At 67.4% G+C, this 19,843-nt stretch carries 19 protein-coding genes; 16 read left to right on the plus strand and 3 right to left on the minus strand.

Annotated elements, in window-relative coordinates:
• Positions 1-4: 4 nt before the first annotated feature.
• The 4 genes from F3J14_RS03020 (at position 5) to F3J14_RS03035 (ending at position 4,736) form a co-directional block, all read left to right on the plus strand.
• Entirely contained in the window at positions 5-1,297 is a 1,293-nt protein-coding gene (locus F3J14_RS03020; RefSeq protein WP_166721709.1) for an FAD-binding oxidoreductase, read from the plus strand.
• A 75-nt stretch (positions 1,298-1,372) separates the two neighbouring features.
• A complete protein-coding gene (locus F3J14_RS03025) occupies positions 1,373-1,753 on the plus strand; it encodes a cupin domain-containing protein (protein WP_166721710.1) in 381 nt (126 codons plus the stop codon).
• A 46-nt stretch (positions 1,754-1,799) separates the two neighbouring features.
• Complete coding sequence (locus F3J14_RS03030; RefSeq protein ID WP_166721711.1) at positions 1,800-3,215, plus strand: amidase family protein; 1,416 nt, start codon at positions 1,800-1,802, stop codon at positions 3,213-3,215.
• Positions 3,216-3,245: 30 nt separating this feature from the next.
• A complete protein-coding gene (locus F3J14_RS03035) occupies positions 3,246-4,736 on the plus strand; it encodes an aldehyde dehydrogenase (protein ID WP_166721712.1) in 1,491 nt (496 codons plus the stop codon).
• Positions 4,737-4,781: 45 nt separating this feature from the next.
• Here F3J14_RS03035 and F3J14_RS03040 read toward each other — a convergent pair whose 3' ends face one another.
• Entirely contained in the window at positions 4,782-6,635 is a 1,854-nt protein-coding gene (locus F3J14_RS03040; RefSeq protein ID WP_166721713.1) for an ABC transporter ATP-binding protein, read from the minus strand.
• 206 nt (positions 6,636-6,841) lie between these two features.
• Here F3J14_RS03040 and F3J14_RS03045 point away from each other — a divergent pair, with 206 nt between their 5' ends.
• The 6 genes from F3J14_RS03045 (at position 6,842) to F3J14_RS03070 (ending at position 11,088) form a co-directional block, all read left to right on the plus strand.
• Positions 6,842-7,408, plus strand: a complete 567-nt coding sequence (locus tag F3J14_RS03045; RefSeq protein WP_166721714.1) for a TetR/AcrR family transcriptional regulator — start codon at positions 6,842-6,844, stop codon at positions 7,406-7,408.
• 226 nt (positions 7,409-7,634) lie between these two features.
• Positions 7,635-8,060: an organic hydroperoxide resistance protein gene (locus F3J14_RS03050; RefSeq protein WP_166721715.1), complete on the plus strand. Its 426-nt coding sequence runs from the start codon at positions 7,635-7,637 to the stop codon at positions 8,058-8,060.
• Positions 8,061-8,116: 56 nt separating this feature from the next.
• Positions 8,117-9,151 carry an alpha/beta hydrolase gene (locus tag F3J14_RS03055; protein ID WP_166721716.1) on the plus strand — a complete coding sequence of 345 codons (1,035 nt, stop codon included), beginning with the start codon at positions 8,117-8,119 and terminating at the stop codon, positions 9,149-9,151.
• Between the two features lie 272 nt (positions 9,152-9,423).
• On the plus strand, positions 9,424-9,795 hold the full coding sequence (locus tag F3J14_RS03060) for a CidA/LrgA family protein (RefSeq protein ID WP_166721717.1): 372 nt from the start codon (positions 9,424-9,426) through the stop codon (positions 9,793-9,795).
• Positions 9,792-10,526, plus strand: coding sequence for an LrgB family protein (locus tag F3J14_RS03065; RefSeq protein WP_166721718.1), 735 nt, complete (start codon positions 9,792-9,794; stop codon positions 10,524-10,526). Before F3J14_RS03060 ends, F3J14_RS03065 begins: the two co-directional genes overlap by 4 nt.
• 244 nt (positions 10,527-10,770) lie before the next feature.
• Positions 10,771-11,088 carry a hypothetical protein gene (locus F3J14_RS03070; RefSeq protein ID WP_166721719.1) on the plus strand — a complete coding sequence of 106 codons (318 nt, stop codon included), beginning with the start codon at positions 10,771-10,773 and terminating at the stop codon, positions 11,086-11,088.
• Between the two features lie 120 nt (positions 11,089-11,208).
• Here F3J14_RS03070 and wrbA read toward each other — a convergent pair whose 3' ends face one another.
• On the minus strand, positions 11,209-11,811 hold the full coding sequence (gene wrbA, locus F3J14_RS03075) for an NAD(P)H:quinone oxidoreductase (protein ID WP_011660955.1): 603 nt from the start codon (positions 11,809-11,811) through the stop codon (positions 11,209-11,211).
• A gap of 66 nt (positions 11,812-11,877) precedes the next feature.
• Positions 11,878-12,603 (minus strand): pirin family protein, encoded by a 726-nt coding sequence (locus tag F3J14_RS03080; RefSeq protein WP_166721720.1) that lies wholly within the window; start codon positions 12,601-12,603, stop codon positions 11,878-11,880.
• 127 nt (positions 12,604-12,730) lie between these two features.
• Between F3J14_RS03080 and F3J14_RS03085 the strand changes: the two genes are divergently transcribed.
• The 6 genes from F3J14_RS03085 (at position 12,731) to F3J14_RS03110 (ending at position 19,668) form a co-directional block, all read left to right on the plus strand.
• Positions 12,731-13,615: a LysR family transcriptional regulator gene (locus F3J14_RS03085; protein WP_166721721.1), complete on the plus strand. Its 885-nt coding sequence runs from the start codon at positions 12,731-12,733 to the stop codon at positions 13,613-13,615.
• Between the two features lie 208 nt (positions 13,616-13,823).
• Positions 13,824-14,849 carry a lysozyme inhibitor LprI family protein gene (locus F3J14_RS03090; RefSeq protein ID WP_166721762.1) on the plus strand — a complete coding sequence of 342 codons (1,026 nt, stop codon included), beginning with the start codon at positions 13,824-13,826 and terminating at the stop codon, positions 14,847-14,849.
• Between the two features lie 248 nt (positions 14,850-15,097).
• Positions 15,098-15,556, plus strand: a complete 459-nt coding sequence (locus F3J14_RS03095) for an MEKHLA domain-containing protein (RefSeq protein WP_166721722.1) — start codon at positions 15,098-15,100, stop codon at positions 15,554-15,556.
• 817 nt (positions 15,557-16,373) lie between these two features.
• Positions 16,374-16,787 (plus strand): DoxX family protein, encoded by a 414-nt coding sequence (locus F3J14_RS03100; RefSeq protein WP_012372199.1) that lies wholly within the window; start codon positions 16,374-16,376, stop codon positions 16,785-16,787.
• 162 nt (positions 16,788-16,949) lie between these two features.
• Positions 16,950-17,894, plus strand: coding sequence for an SDR family oxidoreductase (locus tag F3J14_RS03105; protein WP_166721723.1), 945 nt, complete (start codon positions 16,950-16,952; stop codon positions 17,892-17,894).
• Positions 17,895-18,318: 424 nt separating this feature from the next.
• A complete protein-coding gene (locus F3J14_RS03110; RefSeq protein WP_166721724.1) occupies positions 18,319-19,668 on the plus strand; it encodes a reverse transcriptase family protein in 1,350 nt (449 codons plus the stop codon).
• Positions 19,669-19,843 lie beyond the last annotated feature (175 nt).

The following is a 19,843-nucleotide window of genomic DNA, read 5'->3' on the forward strand; positions in this document are numbered from 1 at the left end:
ACTCATGCTCAAGTTCGAAAATCAGCAACATATTCAGTCGTACTACGCAGATACCGCCAACGACCGAACCCGCCATCCGTCGCTGGACGGCGCCGTGTCGGCCGACGTGTGCGTGATCGGCGGCGGGCTCACCGGCCTGAGCGCGGCGCTCGATCTCGCCGAGCGCGGCCATTCGGTCGCGCTCGTCGAGGCGTCGCGGATCGGCTGGGGCGCCAGCGGTCGCAACGGCGGCCAGTTGATCGCCGGGTACTCGTGCGACATCGATACGTTCTCGGCCCATCTGCCGGACGACGACGTGCGGCAGATATGGGCGATGGGGCTCGAATCGGTCGATCTCGTCCGGCAGCGGGTCGAGCGCCACGGCATCGATTGCGACCTGACCGTTGGCTATCTGACGGCCGCGAACAAGAAGCGCCACATCGACGCGCTCCGCAAATGGCGCGACACCGCCGCGAGCCGCTTCGGCTATCGCGGCTACGACATCGTCGAACGTGCCGACATGCGGCGCTTCGTCGCTTCGGACCGCTACGTCGGCGGCCTGCGTCATGAAGGCAGCGGCCACCTGCATCCGCTGAACTACACGCTCGGCCTCGCACGCGCGGCGCGCGCGGCCGGCGTGACGATCCACGAGGACACGCCGGCGCTCGCGCTCGAGCGCGCCGCGCCGTACCACCGCGTCAGGTGCGCGCGCGGCCACGTGGACGCCCGCTACGTCGTGCTGGCCGGCAATGCGTACCTCGGGCAGCTGGCGCCGGCGCTCGCACGCAAGATCATCCCGGTGGCGACCTACGTGATCGCGACGGAGCCGCTCGGCGACGCACGCGCGGCCGAAACGATGCCGGCCGACGCGGCGATCAGCGACTGCAATTCGGCGCTCGACTATTTCCGGCTGACGCGCGATCGCCGGTTGCTGTGGGGCGGCAAGGCGAGCAGCTCGACGCGCACCCCGCGCGATCTCGCGACGGCGATGCGGCACGACATGCTGAAGACGTTTCCGCAACTCGCCGACGTGCGAATCGACTACGCGTGGGGCGGCCTGATCGACGCAACGATGAATCGCGCGCCGCATTTCGGGCGGCTCGAGCCGACCGTGTATTTCGCACAGGGCTTCTCCGGGCACGGCGTGAACGTGACCGGTCTCGCGGGGCGGCTGATCGCGGAAGCGATCGACGCGCAGGCTGCGCGTTTCGACCTGTTCGGCCGCATTCGCCATCGCGATTTTCCGGGCGGCCGCGCGCTGCGCACGCCGATGCTGGCGCTCGCGATGGCGTGGCATCGGACGATGGATCTGCTTTGACCCGTGCGGTGCGGCTTGCCCGACCGTGCGGCAACGAATCGTTTTGAACCATTCACTCATGTGCTGGAGGCATTCATGACCCACGTCACCCGTCTCGTCGACCTGATGCAGGCGCCGGCCCGGCTCACGCAAAGCCGCGTGCCGGCCGGGCTGCTGCTCGACGGCAATCCGATGCAGACACTGTCGCATCACTACATCAGCCCGTGCGGGCAGTTCAGTTGCGGGATCTGGGAATGCACGCCCGGACGCTGGACGATCGACTACGACGAGTCGGAGTACTGCGAGATGCTGAGCGGCGTCGCGATCGTGCGCGGTGCGCACGGCGGCGAGCGCGTGCTGCGCGCCGGCGACCGCTTCGTGATTCCGCCGGGTTTTCGCGGCACGTGGGAGGTTGTCGAGACGTGCCGGAAGATCTACGCGTCGCATGTGCCGCAGGCCGAGCCGTCGCGTGCGTAGCGCGAGGCTGATTCCATTCGATCGAAACATCAACGAGGAGCATCCCATGACCCAGGAATTGTGGCGTCTGAGCGCGGCCGAGATGGCCGCGTACGTCGCGCGGCGCGACGTGTCGTCGACCGAACTCGTGCACAGCTGCCTGCAGCGGCTCGAGCAGGTGAACCCCGTCATCAACGCGATCGTCGACGTGCTGGCCGACAGCGCGTTGCAGGCGGCATCCGAAGCCGATGCCGCGATCGCGCGCGGCGCGCCGGTCGGCCCGCTGCACGGCGTGCCGGTCACTGTGAAGATCAACGTCGACACGGCCGGCCGCGCGACGACGAACGGGGTGCGTGCATTTGCCGGTCTGCTCGCGCAGGAAGACAGCCCGGTGACCGCGAACTTGCGCAACGCCGGTGCGATCGTGATCGGGCGCAGCAATGCGCCGGCGTTTTCGTATCGGTGGTTCACCGACAACGACCTGCACGGCCGCACGTCGAATCCGTGGAATCCGTCGCTGACGCCGGGCGGCTCCAGCGGCGGCGCGGCCGCCGCGGTCGCCGCCGGCATCGGCGCGATCGCGCACGGCAACGATCTCGGCGGTTCGATCCGCTACCCGGCCTACGCATGCGGCGTCGCGGGGTTGCGGCCGAGCACCGGCCGCGTTCCGGCCTACAACCCGACGCAATCGAAGGACCGTACGCTCGCCGTGCAGCTCGCGTCCGTGCAAGGGCCGCTGGCGCGCACGATCGGCGACCTGCGCCTCGCGCTCGACGCGATGGCGGTGGGCGACGCGCGCGATGCGTGGTGGATGCCGGTCGCGCCGGCCGGTCGCGACGCGACGTTCCCCGTACGGGTTGCCGTGTGTCCGGCGCTGCCGGGCGTGCCCTCCGACCCGGTGGTCGTCGAAGCGGTCCGGCAGGCCGCGCGCTGGCTGGAAGAGGCGGGCTGCGTCGTCGAGGAAGCGCAACCGCCGCGGATCGCCGAAGCGTGCGCGCTATGGCTCGACCTCGTGACGAACGAAGCGCGCGGCGGGCTCGGCGACGTGATCATGCAGCATGGCGACGCGGCGATCCGGACCGCGTTCGCGAGCCAGCGCAGCCTCGCGTCGCCGCTCGACCTCGCCGGCTACATGAACGGCCTGGCGCGGCGGACCGCGCTGCTGCGCGACTGGCAGCAGTTCTTCACGCGTTACCCGCTGCTGCTGATGCCGGTGTCGTGTGCGCAGCCGTTCGCGATCGATGCCGATCAACACGGCGATGACGCGATGCGCCACATCGTCGACATGCAGGGGCCGCTGCTGGCGACCGCGCTGCTCGGGCTGCCGGGGCTGTCGGTGCCGACCGGCGTGCGGGACGGCGTGCCGACGGGCGTCCAACTCGTCGCCGGGCGCTTCCAGGAGGCGCTGTGCCTTGCCGCCGGTGAGGCGATCGAGGCGCGCGCCGGCACGTTCACGCCGATCGATCCGGTGACCGGATCGTGATGACCGACCTTTGACCGGAAACGAACACCCATGAATCCATTCACATTCGAAGACTGGCAGGCCCGTGCGGCCGTGCTGCGGATCGAAGCGCGCGCGTTCATCGACGGCGACCCGTGCCACGCGCACACCGGGGCGACGTTCGCGTGCGTGAGTCCGATCGACGGCCGCGTGCTCGCGCACGTGGCCGACTGCGGCGCCGACGACGTCGATGCGGCCGTGGCGGCCGCGCGCCGCGCGTTCGACGCGCAGGCGTGGGCCGGCATGAATCCGCGTGCCCGCAAGGCTGTGCTGCAGCGCTGGGCGGCGCTGATGCGCGAGCATCGCGACGAACTTGCGCTGCTCGAGACGCTCGACACCGGCAAGCCGATTGCCGACACCACGGCCATCGACGTGCCGGCCGCCGCGCATTGCGTCGACTGGTACGCCGAGGCGATCGACAAGGTCGGCGGCGAGGTCGTGCCGGCCGACCGTCATCTCGTCGGACTCGTCACGCGCGAGCCGATCGGCGTCGTCGCGGCGGTCGTGCCGTGGAATTTTCCGCTGTTGATGGCCGCTTGGAAATTCGCGCCGGCGCTCGCGGCCGGCAACAGCGTCGTGCTCAAGCCGTCCGAGAAGTCGCCGCTGACCGCGATCCGCGTCGCGCAGCTCGCCTGCGACGCCGGTGTGCCGCCCGGCGTGTTCAGCGTCGTGCCCGGCGGCGCCGAGCCGGGACGGCTGCTGGCGCTGCATCGCGACGTCGACTGCATCGCGTTCACCGGCTCGGCGCGCACCGGGCAGCAGATCATGGCGTGCGCCGCGCAATCGAACCTGAAGCGCGTGTGGCTCGAACTGGGCGGCAAGTCGCCGAACATCGTGCTGCCCGATTGCCCGGATCTCGATCGCGCCGCGCAGGCGGCGGCCGATGCGATCTTCTTCAACATGGGAGAAGTGTGCACGGCGGGCTCGCGTCTGCTCGTGCATCGCGACATCAAGGATGCGTTCGTCGACAGGCTGGTCGCCGCGTCGCGGCGCTTCGCACCGGGGCATCCGCTCGATCCCGCGGTGGCGATGGGCGCGATCGTCGATCGCGTGCAGCTCGAGCGCGTGATGCGCTACATCGGCATCGGACGGGAGGAAGGGCGCCTCGTGACGGGCGGTGCGCGTGTGCGCGAGGACACGGGCGGGTTCTATGTCGAGCCGACCGTGTTCGAGGTCGACGCGCAGGCGACGATCGCGCGCGAGGAGATCTTCGGGCCTGTGTTGTCGGTGATCGCGTTCGACGACGTCGATACGGCCGTACGCATCGCCAACGATACCGAGTACGGGCTCGCGGCGGCCGTGTGGTCAGCCGACCTCGCGACGGCACACACGGTCGCGCGGCGCCTGCGTGCCGGCACGGTATGGGTCAACTGCTACGGCGACGGCGGCGACGACATGAACTTCCCGTTCGGTGGCTACAAGCAGTCGGGAAACGGTCGCGACAAGTCGCTGCACGCGCTCGACAAATACACTGAGTTGAAATCGACGATCGTGCGGTTGTAACGGCGGGGGCGGCACACGGACGAACACCCGACTGCCGCCCATGCGTTATTGCGCCGCCCCTTCCGCATCCGCCGTCTCGCCGAGGAACCCGCCGCTCTGGTGCGCCCACAGCGCCGCATAGATGCCGCCTGCCTGCAGCAGTTCGGCGTGGGTGCCTTCCTCGACGATGCGCCCTTCGTCGAGCACGATCAGCCGGTCCATCGCCGCGATCGTCGACAGCCGGTGCGCGATCGCGATCACCGTCTTGCCGCTCATCAGGCTGTCGAGGCTCCGCTGGATCGCCACTTCGACCTCGGAGTCGAGCGCACTGGTCGCTTCGTCGAGCACGAGGATCGGCGCGTCCTTGAGCATCACGCGCGCGATCGCGACGCGCTGCCGCTGGCCGCCCGACAGCTTCACGCCGCGCTCGCCGACCTCGACGTCGTAGCCGCTGCGCCCGTGCCGGTCGCGCAGCCGGTCGATGAAGTCGGACGCCTCCGCGCGCACCGCTGCGTCGTGCATCTCGCGTTCGGTCGCGTCGGGGCGGCCGTACAGGATGTTCTCGCGCATCGTCCGGTGCAGCAGCGACGTATCCTGCGTGACCATCCCGATCGCGGCGCGCAGGCTGTCCTGCGTCACGTGCGCGATGTCCTGCCCGTCGATCCGGATCGTGCCGCCGTCCACGTCGTAAAAGCGCAGCAGCAGGTTCACGAGCGTCGACTTGCCGGCGCCCGAGCGGCCGATCAGGCCGATCCGCTCGCCCGGCCGGATCGTGAGGTTCAGCCCGTCGAACACCGGCGTGTCGTTGTCGTCGTGCGCGAAGCGCACGTTGTCGAACACGATGCCGCCGCGTTGCACGGCGAGCGCCTTCGCGTCCGGCGCATCGACCACGCTGCGCCGCTTCGTCAGCGTGTTGATGCCGTCCTGGATCGTGCCGACGTTCTCGAACAGCTCGGTCATCTCCCACATGATCCAGTGCGAATAACTCGACAGGCGCAGCGCCATCGCGATCACGGCCGCGACCACGCCCGCGCTCGCCTCGCCGTGCATCCACAGGTAGAGCGCGAGGCCGCTCGAGCCGACCAGCAGCAGCGTCGACAGCACGTGGTTGACGACCTCGAACGCGCTGACGAGCCGCATCTGCGCATCGCCGGTCGCCTTGAACGCCTCCATCGCGCGCCGCGCGTGATCGGCTTCCCGGCGCGTGTGCGAGAACAGCTTCACGGTCGTGATGTTGGAATAGGCGTCGGTGATGCGGCCGGTCATCAGCGCGCGCGCGTCCGCCTGCTGGCTGCCGACGCGCCCGAGGCGCGGCACGAAGAACGCACAGGCGGCGCCATAGCCGAGCGCCCACAACACCAGCGGAATCATCAGCCGCCAGTCGAAGCTGGCCGCGAGCGCGAGAATGCCGATCAGGTACGCGGCGACGCCGATCACGACGTCGACCGACATGAACAGCGCGTCGCGCACCGCGAGCGCGGTCTGCATGATCTTGGTCGTCACGCGGCCCGCGAATTCGTTCGCGTAGAACGACAGGCTCTGGTCGAGCATCAGGCGGTGAAACAGCCAGCGCAGCCGCATCGGGAAGTTGATCGCGAGCACCTGGTGCTTGACCATCGTATGCAGCGCGATCAGCAGCGCGCTGCCCGCGAGGATCGCCGCGAAGCCGGCGAGCGTGCCGACATGGCGGCCGCCGAAGTCGGCCGGCGTCGCGGATGAAAGCCAGTCGACCACGCGCCCCATCATCGCGAACAGCGCGGCTTCGTACGCGGCGAGCGCGGCGGAGGTCAGCGCGATCAGCAGGATCCAGCCGCGCGCGCCTTTCGTGCATGCCCAGACGAACGAGAAGAACCCCTTCGGCGGCGTGGCGGGATCCTCGAGCGGGAATGTCGGCAAACGCCGTTCAAACCACGAAAACATCGATCTTTCTCCTTGTGCGATCCGACCAAACGCTCGGATGGCGATCGCGTTGCGGCTGCGTCGCCCGGCTGCGAGTGTCGCATTGATCCGCTTGGGCTGCAGGCCGGTTGTAAGCGGTCACGGCGATGCCTGGGGTCGCCGGGTCTTTCCTCGAACTCCACAGAAATATCTTGACTATCTATCTACCGGTAGATAAAGTTCGTTCCATGGAAACGAAACCGACCGTCCGCGAACAGATTCTCGACCACGCGATCACGCTGATGATGCTGCGCGGTTACAACGGCTTCAGCTATCGAGACCTGTCCGACCTGGTGGGCGTGAAGACGTCGAGCATCCACTACTACTTCCCGTCGAAGGACGACCTCGTGCTGGAAGCAGTCGCGGCATACAGCGACGAGGTGCTTGCGGCCATGCGGGCGATCGATCCGGCGTTGCCGGCCGACGTGAAGCTGAGCCTGTATACGAAGCTGTTCGGCCGAACGCTCGGCGACGGCAACCAGATCTGCCTGTGCGGAATGCTGGCGGCCGATATTGAATCGTTGCCGGAGCAGGTGCGGCAGGCGGTACAGGCGTTCTTCGGGGCCAACGAGAACTGGCTCGCCGAATTGCTGGCGCAGGGCGCGAAGGAAGGCACGCTGCAGTTCAGCGGCAAGCCCGAAGCGGCCGCGCGTACGTTGTACGCGGCGTTCCAGGGTAGCGTGCTGGCGAGTCGGCTGTTTCACACGCGGGCGCGCCTCGAGGATGTCGAGGCTGTCTGGAAAACCCGCTCCTGAGGGGCGGGGCAAGCGGTCAGGCGGTTCGCCGCCTTTTGTCGAGATCTGTTGTCTATCTTTGAGTAGATAGATGGCTGAGGCGGATGGGTTTGACCATCCGCGTTTTTGGGGATGTTTGTCTATCTATGAGTAGATAAGCGTGCGTGAGGGCGGGGGCAAATCCGTCAGTGCGCAATCCCGGATTGGAAAGCTGTTTCATTCACTCAACGTTGAAAGGGAGTCTGTCATGTCGATCGAAAAAGTGCTGTACCGCGCCCATGCAAAAGCCACCGGCGGCCGTGACGGCCGTGCCACGGTGCCCGAAAGCGGCCTGGACTTGAAGCTGACCACGCCGCGCGAGCTCGGCGGCGCGGGCGGTGCCGGCGCGAACCCCGAGCAACTGTTTGCGGCCGGCTATAGCGCATGCTTCATCGGCGCGATGAAGTTCGTCGCGGCCCGCGACAAGATCGCGATCCCCGCGGACGCCGCGATCGAAGGCAGCGTCGGCATCGGCGCGATTCCGAACGGCTTCGGCATCGAAGTCGAACTGAAGATTTCGCTTCCGGGCCTCGACCGCGAGATCGCGCAAACGCTGATCGACCGCGCGCACGTCGTCTGCCCGTACTCGAACGCAACGCGCGGCAACATCGCCGTGACGCTGACGCTCGTCTGATCGCACGCACCACAGCCATTCATCGCCATTCAACGTTCAAGCCAAGGAGTTGCATCATGAAGATCGTCAAGCCGCTGCTGGTCGCCGCCGCCGTTGCAGCCGCGTTGTCCATCGCGTCCACAGCCTTTGCCACCGGTGCCGAAGCCATTCGGCCCGATGCGGCGACGAGCGGGTTCCTCGCCGCGCTGAACGGCCAGAAGGGGCCCGGCCTCGAAACGCTGAGCCCCGCGAAGGCGCGCCAGGTGCTGGTCGACGCGCAGAACGGTGCGAAGCTCGACCTGTCCGGCATCGACGTCTCGAGCCGCACGATCGAACAGGACGGCGTGTCGGTGCCGATCACGATCGTCCGTCCGCAGGGTGCGACTGGCACGCCACCGGTGTTCATGTACTTCCACGGAGGCGGCTGGATTCTCGGTGATTTCCCGACGCATGAACGTCTCGTGCGCGATCTCGTCGTGCAGTCAGGTGCCGTCGCGGTGTTCGTGAACTACACGCCGTCGCCGGAAGCGCATTACCCGGTCGCGATCAACCAGGCATATGCAGCGACGAAGTGGGTCGCCGCACATGGCGCGGAAATCGGCGTCGACGGCAGCCGCCTCGCGGTGGTCGGCAACAGCGTCGGCGGGAACATGGCGGCCGTCGTGGCGCTGATGGCGAAAGACAAGGGCGGCCCCGCGATTCGCTTCCAGGGCCTCTTGTGGCCGGTCACGGACCACAACTTCAACACGGGCTCGTACAACGCGTATCAGCAAGGGCACTTCCTGACGCGGCCGATGATGAAGTGGTTCTGGGACGCCTATACGAAGAACGAAGCGCAACGCAACGAGATCTACGCGTCGCCGCTGCGGGCCAGTACCGCGCAGTTGAAAGGGCTGCCGCCCGCGCTAATCCAGGTCGCGCAGTTCGATGTGTTGCGCGACGAAGGCGAAGCATACGGCCGCAAGCTCGACGCGGCAGGCGTCGATGCAACGACCACGCGTTATGACGGCACGATTCATGATTTCGGTCTGTTGAACGCGCTGGCCGCGGATGCGCCGACGAAGGCCGCGATGAAGGCGATGGCGAACGAAATCGCGACGCGGCTGAAGTAAGTCTGCGGGTCGCATTCGAACGGGCTCGCATGCGAACGACGAAGCGGCGGGCTTGTGTCCGCCGCTTTGCATGCGAACGACAGGCGCGATGAAGCGCGACATCGCCCACCCGACTCGATCGCTCGAATCGCGATCGTGCGATCGCAGGTTCGCGACCGGCTGCCTGCATTGTTGATACGATCGCCCGTATCGTCCACGCCGGCGTCGCTCGCCGCCGGCTCATCGGCCGCGCGGCTGCACGATCGCGCGGCCACGTTCGGGAGAAGCGGTTCATGCTGCAGGCGTTCGCGGTCTTGCTGACCTTCCAGTGTCTCGGGGAAGGTGTGTCCTATCTGTTCGGCCTGCCGGTTCCGGGCCCCGTGATCGGCATGCTGCTGCTGTTCGGCTTCGTGATGCTGCGCCCGCGGGTGGCCGACGCGATCGAGCCGACCGCGCTGGAGCTGCTGCGCCATCTGTCGCTGCTGTTCGTGCCGGCCGGCGTCGGCATCATGGTGTCGGCCGACCGCTTGCGTGGCGATGCGCTCGCGGTCGTCGTCGCGCTGGCGGTGAGCACGTCGCTCGCGATCGCCGTGACGGCGCTCGTCACGCGCGCATTGCTGCGCCGCCAGCGGCGCGGGCACGGCGCGGCGGAGGGCACGCCATGACGGCCTTCCCGAAACTCGGCGCGATCTGGGTCTACCTCGCCGCGACCCCGCTGCTCGGCCTGACGATCACGCTGATCGCCTACCTGATTGCACAGGCCGTCTATGCGCGCGCACGCTTCAACCCGCTCGCGAACCCGGTGCTGATCGCGGTCGCGCTGATCGTCGTGCTGCTGACGATCACGCACACGCCGTATCCGACGTATTTCGAGGGCGCGCAGTTCGTCCACTTCCTGCTCGGCCCGGCGACCGTCGCGCTGGCGCTGCCGCTGTACCGCCAGTGGTCGAAGCTGCGGCGCACCGCGGTGCCGCTGCTCGTCGGGCTGCTGGCGGGCTCGCTGACCGCGATCGTGTCGGCGGTCGGCATCGCCGCGCTGTTCGGCGCGTCGCACCAGACGATCGCGTCGCTCGCGCCGAAATCGGCGACTACACCGATCGCGATGGCCGTCGCGCAGGCGATCGGCGGGATTCCGTCGCTGACCGCGGTGCTGGTGATCTCGACCGGGATTTTCGGCGCCGTGTGCGCACGCGGGATCCTGAACGCGCTGCGTATCGAGGAGCCGGCCGTGCGCGGTTTCGCGCTCGGCGTCGCGTCGCACGGGATCGGCACCGCGCGCGCGTTCCAGGTCAGCGAGGAGGCCGGCGCGTTCGCCGGGCTCGGGATGGGGCTGAACGGCGTGCTGACCGCGTTCGTCGTACCGATCCTGCTGCCGGTGCTGTCGCGCTGGATCTGAGCGGCGGCGCGCGCCGGCCGCGCGCGAGGCTATCGGTTTCCCTGATGGCCGCGTGCGCCGCGCCGGCCGGCCGGGCGCCTGCCGCGCACGTATCGCTGCCGTTATCAGGAGAATTCAGGAACCGGCACGGACATTCGTGCGGCGATCGGCTAACGTTGCATCGGCGCCCTCGTCGCATGCCGACATTCGTCGCGTGCGTGCCGGCGTTCGACCCACATCCAACAATCGACAAGGAGAACCGGCGATGACGAAGTTTCGCGTGGTTTCGGTGGCAGTGGCAGTAACGGCGTCGTTCGGTCTGCTGTTGACCGCGGCGCCGGCGGCATACGCGCAGGATCCGGCGTCCGCGCCGACGCAGAAGCAGCTCGACAAGGCGCAGAAGAAGGCCGCCCGCAAGGCCGCCCGCGCGCGCCATGCGAAGGACCTGAACGCGATCGGCACGGGCACCGGCTACCGGCTGACCAACGACCAGAGCAACTACCCGCAGAACGCGGTGGAAAAGGCGCCCGCGGCGAAGGCGGCGCCGGCTCCCGCTCCTGCCGCGCCGGCATCGGGCCAGTAACGGCCGGCGTTCGCGCAATGACGAACGGCGCCGGTTCGACCGGCGCCGTTCGTTCGTGTGCGTCCCGCGCAGGCGGCACGCGCCGCGGTCCCGGGCTTGCCGGGGCCGGCGGCACCCGCGTTACGACGCGAGCTTCACGGCCAGTTCCGCGACGTGCTTGCCCTGGTAGCGCGCGATGTCGAGCTCGTTCGCGCTCGGCTGACGGCTGCCGTCCGCGCCCGCGAGCGTGGTCGCGCCGTACGGCGTGCCGCCCGTGATCTCGCTCATGTTGACGAGCCCGCTGCATGCGTAGGGCACGCCCACGATCACCATCCCCTGGTGCAGCAGCGTCGTGTGGAACGACGTGATGGTCGTTTCCTGGCCGCCGTGCTGCGTGCCGGTCGACGCGAACACGCTGCCGATCTTGCCGACGAGCGCGCCCTTCATCCACAGGCCGCCGGTCTGGTCGAGGAACGTGCGCATCTGGCCGGCCATGTTGCCAAAGCGGGTCGGCGTGCCGAAGATGATCGCGTCGTAGTTCGGGAGCTCGTCCACGGTGGCGACGGGCGCGGCCTGGTCGACCTTCACGCCGATGGCCTTCGCCTGGTCGGCGGGGATGGTTTCCGGCACGCGCTTGAGCGTGACCTCGACGCCGGGCACCGATTTCGCGCCTTCCGCGATGTGCTGCGCCATCGTTTCGACGTGCCCGTAGGACGAGTAGTAAAGAACGAGTACCTTGGCCATGATGCGAATCTCCGATTGATAAGGTAAGGCCCCGCGGTCAGCGGGGCCTGGTTTTCCGAACGGGCGTTACGCCCACTCGGCCGTCACTTCGACCGGACGCAGGTCGAATACCAGCACCTCTGCATCCTTGCCGTCGGCGAACGTCAGCGCCTGTTCGTCGCGGATGCGTGCGCCGTCACCTTCGCCGAGCGTCACGCCGTTGACCGTCACGCTGCCACGTGCGACATGCACGTAGGCGAAGCGGCCCGGTGCCAGTTCGAGCGTGGCGCGCTCGTCGCCGTCGAACAGGCCCGCGTAGATCCGCGTGTCCTGGCGGATCTTCAGCGAACCGCCGGCACCGTCGGGCGATACGATCGGCGTGAGCCTGCCGCGCTTGTCGGCCTCCGCGACATTCGTCTGCTGATAGCGCGGCTCGGCACCCTTCTCGGACGGTCCGACCCAGATCTGCAGGAAATGGACGGGCGTTTCGTGCGAGTGGTTGAACTCGCTGTGACGCACGCCGGTACCCGCGCTCATCAACTGGACGTCGCCCGGCACGATCACCGACCCGGTGCCCATCGAATCCTTGTGCTCCAGCGCACCGTCGAGCACGTACGACAGGATTTCCATGTCGCGGTGCGGGTGCGTGCCGAAGCCGCGGCCCGGTGCGACGCGGTCGTCGTTGATCACCAGCAGGTCCGAGAAGCCGACTTGCTTCGGATCGTAGTAGTTCGCGAACGAAAACGTGTGACGGGAGCTGAGCCAGCCATGCTCGGCGTGGCCACGTTGGTTTGCTGCACGAGTCTCGATCATGATTTTGTCCTGGAAGTTGCCGGACCTCGAAAGTGGGCCCGGCCGTTCGTTGAGATGAATCTTAGGTCAATCGATTTGACAAATAAATGGTTGTATAGATAATGACTGTCACTTTCAGGTGGACAATATGGAACTCAACGACCTCAGGATCTTCGTGTCGACCGTCGATGCGGGCAGCTTCACGGCGGCGGCCGATCAACTGATGCTCTCCAAGCAGTTCGTGAGCCGGCGCACGATGGCGCTGGAGGCGTCGCTCGGCGTGCGCCTCCTGCATCGCAACACGCGCAATCTCGCGGTCACGGAATCGGGGCAGGAGTTCTATGCGCGCGCGCAGCGGATCCTCGCCGAGGTCGCCGACGCCGAGCAGGCGATGTCGGTGCGCAGCACCGAACTGCATGGCTCGCTGAAGATCAGCGCGCCGCTGTCGTTCGGGATCACGCACGTGTCGCCGCTGATCGCCGAATTCCTGGCCGCGCATCCGGCCGTGCGGCTGAACCTCGACCTGACCGACCGGCGCGTCGATCTCATCGGCGAGGGCTTCGACCTCGTGCTACGGATCGGCGCACTCGAGGATTCGACGCTGATCGCGCGCCCGCTCGGTGCGTGGAAGATGATCGCGTGCGCAAGCCCCGCTTACCTGAAGCGGCAGGGCACGCCCGAAACGCCGGCCGATCTCGCCGGGCACACGTGCCTGCTGTACGGCCGCGAGCGGCGCGTCGGCTGGGAATTCCGGATCGACGGGGCGGCGCGCACGTTCGACGTGCAGGGGCCGCTCGTCGCGAACAACGGCGAAGTCGTGCGCGATGCGGCGATCGCGGGGCTCGGCATCGCGCTGCTGCCGCATTTCATCGTCGGCGCGGCGCTCGACAGCGGCGCGCTCGTGCCGGTGCTCGACGCGTATGCGCCGTCGCCGATCACGCTGAACGCGGTGTTTCCGCAGCATCGGGAAGGGTTCGTCACGCTGCGCACGTTCATCGGATTTCTGGCGGAGCGGCTGGGCGTGCGGAGGTAGAGGGCGGGGGGGGCGGGCGCGATTGATCGGCGGCGCGCATTCGCGTTAGGCTTCGACGGGGCCGACGGTCCGCAGTGCATGCCGGGCCGGGCGTTTTTACCTCACATCGCATCGAGCACGTAGCTTCTACTCACTGCGATCCACGACGAGTCCAATGACAATGAAAAACCGATCGAATGCTCGCGCCGCCGAGCGAGGGCAAACCGTGATGCATGGCCGGCATGCGCGGCGCGCGAACCTGCGATCCGCCATGATCCTGGCAGTACTAACGATAGCGCCGATTGCCGCGCGCGCGGCCAGCTTCGACTGCACGAAAGCCGCTTCTCCGACCGAGAAGGCGATCTGCGCGGATCCCGGGCTGTCGTCACTCGACGGCCAGCTGGCCGCGGCGTGGAAGAAGGCGCTCGCGAAAGGCGGCGATACGGCCGCGCTGAAGGCTGCGCAGCTGCAATGGCTCAAGCAGCGCGACCGCTGCGGCACCGACGCGTCGTGCATCGGCGATCGCTATCGCGAGCGGCTCGCGAGCCTGAACGGCGCTTCGCTTGCAGCCGACCGCTGGCAGCAGACGTGGTATCGCGACAGCGACAACCCGTCGTTCGGCAGTGTACTGACGTTCACCGGCACGGCGCCGCGCCTTCACTTCGAACTGAGCGGCAACAACGGCGCGAATACCGGCGGACTCAGCGGCGATATCGAGTTGCACGGCGACCGCGGCACGTTTCGCCAGGATCGATGCCGGCTCGATTTCAGCCGCAAGGGTTCACGCATGCAGGTCGCGCAGCAGGGCAGCGATGTCGATTGCGGCGCCGGTTCCGGCGTCACGTATTCAGGTGACTACGTGACGGCATCGAAGGCGCAGGCGAGTCCGCCGGCAGATCTCGTGACCCTGAAGGTGCTGACCGACGCGCGGCAGAACGCGGTCGCGCACAAGCTGCTCGGCGCCGACTATCAGACGCTCGTCGACATGATCAACACCAGCGCGGACGAGAAGGATCTCGACGGCCTGAACGCCAGCGCGACGGCGTACTGGGTGCGCGGCATCGCGACGACGAACGCCGCGATCGTGATGCATCGGGGCACCGACCTGTGGATCGGGCTGCTCGTGTTCGATGCGCATGACCAGGTGCGAATGCGCTACTACTCGAACGTGCCGGCGTGGAAAAAGACGGTGCCGAAGACCATTCGCGCGTGGCACGACAATCTCGACAAGACGCTTCCGATCGACCTGATGTGATCCCGGCGGACGGCCGGCCGACAGGCGTGTCGGCTGTCTGTTGGTCAATCGAGCTTTTGTTTTTTTATGGCTTTCTTGTCCATTCGGTTTTTCCGAGTGGCAATTGAATTTGTCCCGCGAAAACATGTCGCCGGCACCGGCAGAGGGCATTCTGACCAGGCGACGGTGGGGGGCACGGGCAATATGATGGCGCGCCCAAAATCGTCATACCATTAGCGTTCGAAATCCTTTTCTGGAGCTTTTCTGCAATGTCATCGCCCATCGACGTTCATTTCTTCCGCGTCCTTGCGGACAGCTACCAGCGACTGCTCGACAAGTCGCTCGTTCCTGCCGGGATGGGCACGTCCGAAGCTGCGACATGGCTGTACGAGGAAGCGCCTTTCGGGATTCTCGCGCACGGTGTAGCGGTCGATCCCGTGTTCGTCTACGGCAACAAGCGCGCGCAGGCCATTTTCGGATATGACTGGGATGAACTGACCGCACTGCCTTCACGGTTCTCGGCGGAGCCGATGGAACGAAGTGAACGCCAGTCGTTTCTCGAGCAAGTCGCGCGAGACGGCTTCGTATCGGGATATCGCGGGATACGCATCACCAAGTCCGGCACACGCTTCTGGATCGATCACGCGACCGTGTGGCAACTCACCGATTCCGCCGGGAATCACTGCGGTCAGGCAGCGATGATTCCGGAGGTGCGTGCCATTGGGTAGTTTCCGCGACGCTGACGCGAGTCCCGAACCTTGCCAGTGTGACGCCTTGATCGACATCGTGGGCGACTTCGCTGCGCTTCAACATCACGATCTGTACGCGGATTGCCGCTGCAGCGTGCACGCCAACATCATGGCCCCGCCCGCCCGATGAACCCTTGAGGGCGCGGATATTCGGCGTTTCCGACAACTTCAGCGCCACCTCGAACGAATGGGCGGTTCGTCTCGCCTCGGCGCCACCCGCCCCGCGTAGGGCGTCGGCGTGATCGTCCATTCTCCGCCGTGGGTCAGCCACGGGTTCGCATCCTGGGATCGCCGTTCAAGCTCGATCCACGGCTCTTCGGATAACCGTGCGGCACATCGGTCGCATAGCAAGTGCGGCCGGTAGCACGCTTCAAGCGCATCACGAATTTCCTTTTGCAGCACCCGGACACCCCTTGAGAGCGTAGATACCGACCGGAACAATTCTCTTTGCTTAAAAAAGCGAGAAGAGGTTTGTTTGCTCCAGTCTAGGTTTCGTTTGCGATGCCCGATCGGCGCATGTGACGCGTTTGTTACGTGACAATTGTCCACTCAAGCGAGACAACGAATCTTGTTTCGATGGATTGATGATTTTCGGTGAGACAGTAGACTGCACCCGTGCTTCGCCAGAACCGATCCGCAGCGTGCCAAGACGGCAGGACCGGACGGGTTCTTCGGCAGCGGGCCGACCGGCCCGCGGTTCGATCGTGCGAGGCGGGTTCGTTGTCGATCCGTAGGTTCGCCGTTGCGGCGGACGTCGGCACCGAATGCGTCAAACCATCCATTCAAGGTGATTGCTATGCGTTACGTTTCGCTGGATTCGAAGAAGGACGAACTGCTGCTGGCGGGTCGCGTGCTGATGATGATCCTGTTCGTGCTGTTCGGCTGGCAGAAGCTGAACGGCTTCTCGGGCACGGTCGCGTACATGGCGTCGACGGGGGCGCCGTCGCCCGAGCTGTCGGCCGTGATCGCGGTGGCGGTCGAGCTGGTCGGCGGCGCGCTGATCGCGGTCGGGTTCTACACGCGTCCGCTCGCGCTGGTGTTCGCGGTCTATACGCTCGCGACCGCGTTGATCGGGCATCGCTACTGGGCACTGCAGGGCATGGACCAGTACCTCGCGATGATCAACTTCTACAAGAACATCAGCATCATCGGCGGGCTGCTGTTGCTCGCGGTCAGCGGGCCGGGGCGGTATTCGTTCGACCGGAAGTAAGCGAGCGCGAGACTTTGTTCCACACGACGGGCCCGGTGCGCGCAATCGCGCACCGGGCCTTGTTTCATCATGCGCACGTCGTCGATGTGCGACCGAAATCGACATCGGTTGCCGGTTCTCGTATAGATTGGGGCCCCTCATCCCCTTTCGTCGTTGGCTACCGTGTCGCACCTGACCATCCTTCTCATCGGCGCGTCCGGCCTGCTCGGCCGTGCGGTCGCCGCTTCGCTGTCCCGCGAATCGTCGCTGACGCAGGTCGCCACCGTCCGGAACCCGGACACCGCGGGCGCACGCCGCCTCGCGTTGCCGCCGGACAACGTCGCGCGGCTCGACGTCCTCGATCAGCCGGCGCTTGAACACCTGTTCGACACCCGGCGACCGGCCGCCGTGATCATCTGCGCCGCCGAGCGGCGCCCGGACGTCTGCGAACGCGACCCCGCGGCCGCACGCGCGATCAACGTCGACGCGCCGGCCCGCATCGGCGCACTCGCCGCGCGCTACGGCGCGTGGACGCTCGGCATTTCCACCGACTACGTGTTCGATGGCAAGGCCGCGCCGTACCGCGAAGACGCCGCGCCGAACCCGCTGAACATCTACGGCCGCACCAAGCTGGAAGGCGAGGCCGCGTTGCTTGCCGCGTCGCCGCTTGCCTGCGTGCTGCGCCTGCCGTTGCTCTACGGTCCGATCGTCGACTGGCGCGAGTCGGCCGTCACGAGCCTCGTGCCGGCGATCGTCGCGTCCGCACGACCGGGCGCGGACCCGGTCGGCATGGACGCGTGGGCGATCCGCTATCCGACCTACACGCCCGACGTCGCGGCGGTCATCCGCGACCTGACGCTGCGCCATCTCGCGGGTTCGCCCGTCACCGGCATCCGGCATTGGTCGGGCGAGGAGCCGATGACGAAGTACGACATCGCGCAGCGGATCGCGGCCGCGCTCGGCATCGACGCAGCGCTCGCGCGAATCGACACGCCGGCCGATGCGACGCCGCGTCCGTACGATTGCCATCTGGATGCGGCGCGTGTGCGCGCACTCGGGATCGAGCATGCGACGCCGTTCGCGACCGGGCTGCAAACCGTGTTGCGCGACGCGCCGCCGCTGCCGTAAATACGGCGCGTCAGGCTCGCCGATGCGCTGACGCATTCGAACAACGCACTAGAGCCAGAGCGGGCCCACGCCGACACGTCTTCGTACCGGACTCGATCGCGCACGCGACCTGCGCGACGATGCTGAACGACATGGCCGGCGTCCGCGTGCCGCCGATACCGTTCGGCGAGTTTTTCGCGCGACGGGCATGAGCGCCGCGCGACCCGCCATTTGACACCCCGCGCGCGCGGCCATTAAAGTCGCGTCGCGGGGCGGTGGGTCAAGCATACCCCCGGAACAGGCAGCCGATGTTCCAGGACCACGGGGCTACCCCGTGGATGAGATCGACAACCCGATGCGTCGCAAGAGCGCAGGTTGCGCGTTGCGCAACGACGGCTCTCGCAGCACCTGTCACGTTGACTCATCGTCCCGCCCATTCCTTGCCATGCACGCATCCCGGTTCGATACAGCCCGCATGATTGCCGAAGCGATGCTGGCCGGCCCACCCGAACGTGGCGGCATGCTCGAGCGCATCGCGACCGTGCTCGGCGCCGCACCGTCGTGGTCGCATGAGCTCGTGGATCACGCGATCGCGCACTTCGGCACGCACTGGGCCGACGTCGATACCGATCTGCTCGCCAGCGCGCTGGCCGATACGTCGGCGTTCATGATCGCGTGGTACGGCCGTGATCGGCCGGTCGTGATGCGCATCGTGCGCCGGCCGCCGGTGCAGCGGCCATTGCCGGCGCGGCTCGCCGGCGCCGACGTGCCGCAATGGCCGACGTGCGGCGACCTGGCACGCTGGCTCTGCGTGAGTGCGCCCGAGCTCGACTGGCTGTCCGAGCGCTGGCGCGTCGACGCGCGCGGCAGCGACTCGCCGCTGCATCACTACACGTACACGGGCTACGACAAGCGTCGCGGCGGCTGCCGCCTGATCGAGATCCCGAAGGGCCGGTTGCGTGAAGCGCAGCGCCGCATCCTGCACGGGCTGCTCGATCGCATCCCGCCGCACGACGCGGCGCACGGCTTTCGCAAGGGACGCGGGATCGTGTCGTTCGCGGCGCCGCATGCGGATCGCGACGTCGTCGTCCGCTTCGATCTCGCGGATTTCTTCGTGTCGGTGCGCGCGGCGCGGGTTCATGCGTTGTTCGTGACGCTCGGCTATCCGGCGGAAGTCGCGCGCACGCTCACCGCGCTGTGCACCAACCGCGTGCCGTCGGCGCGGCTGCTCGAGCCCGACCTGCGCGACCGGTTCGACTGGACCGGCCGCCAGCGCTACCGCAACCGCCACCTGCCGCAGGGCGCGCCGACCTCGCCGGCGCTGGCGAACCTGTGCGCGTTCCGCCTCGACATGCGGCTCGCCGCGCTCGCGCGCTCACTCGACGCCACCTACACGCGCTATGCGGACGATCTCGCATTCTCGGGCGGCGGCGCCCTTGCCCGCGAGGCCGGGCGGCTGCAGGCGCGGGTCGCCGCGATCGCGCTCGAGGAGGGCTTCGCGCTGCAGTTGCGCAAGACGCGCGTGATGCGGCGCGGCGTGCGGCAGCAACTGGCCGGCGTGGTCGTCAATCGTCATCCGAATCTCGCGCGCGACGAGTTCGATGTCCTGAAGGCCATCCTGACCAACTGCATCCGCCACGGACCGGCGTCGCAGAATCGTGCCGCGCACCCGGATTTCCGTGCATACCTGGGCGGACGCGTCGCCCATGCACGCGCGCTGAACGCCGCGCGCGGCGCGAAGCTGCATGCGCTGTTCGCACGGATCGCGTGGGACGGGTGCAGCTTCGGCGCGTAAATCGCCGCGCCGGCGTCGACGCTCGCGGGCCGGCGAAGCCCGGGGTGCGCCGGCCCGCAAAAGTCCTCAAACACGAGGGATGTGCACTGCTATCATTCGCGCCATGCCGCGCCCGTGCAAGGGTGCGGCGCCCGGTGGCGAGGAGGTCGCCACCGAGACGGCGCGCCGCGCGTTC

Source organism: Burkholderia sp. Tr-862, assembly GCF_011753085.1.
In the GTDB taxonomy this organism is placed as follows: domain Bacteria; phylum Pseudomonadota; class Gammaproteobacteria; order Burkholderiales; family Burkholderiaceae; genus Burkholderia; species Burkholderia ambifaria.

Coding starts and splice junctions, on each gene's coding strand:
- F3J14_RS03020 (WP_166721709.1), top strand. CDS start 5: ATGCTCAAGTTCGAAAATCAGCAACATATTCAGTCGTACTACGCAGAT.
- F3J14_RS03025 (WP_166721710.1), top strand. CDS start 1,373: ATGACCCACGTCACCCGTCTCGTCGACCTGATGCAGGCGCCGGCCCGG.
- F3J14_RS03030 (WP_166721711.1), top strand. CDS start 1,800: ATGACCCAGGAATTGTGGCGTCTGAGCGCGGCCGAGATGGCCGCGTAC.
- F3J14_RS03035 (WP_166721712.1), top strand. CDS start 3,246: ATGAATCCATTCACATTCGAAGACTGGCAGGCCCGTGCGGCCGTGCTG.
- F3J14_RS03040 (WP_166721713.1), bottom strand. CDS start 6,635: ATGTTTTCGTGGTTTGAACGGCGTTTGCCGACATTCCCGCTCGAGGAT.
- F3J14_RS03045 (WP_166721714.1), top strand. CDS start 6,842: ATGGAAACGAAACCGACCGTCCGCGAACAGATTCTCGACCACGCGATC.
- F3J14_RS03050 (WP_166721715.1), top strand. CDS start 7,635: ATGTCGATCGAAAAAGTGCTGTACCGCGCCCATGCAAAAGCCACCGGC.
- F3J14_RS03055 (WP_166721716.1), top strand. CDS start 8,117: ATGAAGATCGTCAAGCCGCTGCTGGTCGCCGCCGCCGTTGCAGCCGCG.
- F3J14_RS03060 (WP_166721717.1), top strand. CDS start 9,424: ATGCTGCAGGCGTTCGCGGTCTTGCTGACCTTCCAGTGTCTCGGGGAA.
- F3J14_RS03065 (WP_166721718.1), top strand. CDS start 9,792: ATGACGGCCTTCCCGAAACTCGGCGCGATCTGGGTCTACCTCGCCGCG.
- F3J14_RS03070 (WP_166721719.1), top strand. CDS start 10,771: ATGACGAAGTTTCGCGTGGTTTCGGTGGCAGTGGCAGTAACGGCGTCG.
- wrbA (WP_011660955.1), bottom strand. CDS start 11,811: ATGGCCAAGGTACTCGTTCTTTACTACTCGTCCTACGGGCACGTCGAA.
- F3J14_RS03080 (WP_166721720.1), bottom strand. CDS start 12,603: ATGATCGAGACTCGTGCAGCAAACCAACGTGGCCACGCCGAGCATGGC.
- F3J14_RS03085 (WP_166721721.1), top strand. CDS start 12,731: ATGGAACTCAACGACCTCAGGATCTTCGTGTCGACCGTCGATGCGGGC.
- F3J14_RS03090 (WP_166721762.1), top strand. CDS start 13,824: ATGCATGGCCGGCATGCGCGGCGCGCGAACCTGCGATCCGCCATGATC.
- F3J14_RS03095 (WP_166721722.1), top strand. CDS start 15,098: ATGTCATCGCCCATCGACGTTCATTTCTTCCGCGTCCTTGCGGACAGC.
- F3J14_RS03100 (WP_012372199.1), top strand. CDS start 16,374: ATGCGTTACGTTTCGCTGGATTCGAAGAAGGACGAACTGCTGCTGGCG.
- F3J14_RS03110 (WP_166721724.1), top strand. CDS start 18,319: ATGCACGCATCCCGGTTCGATACAGCCCGCATGATTGCCGAAGCGATG.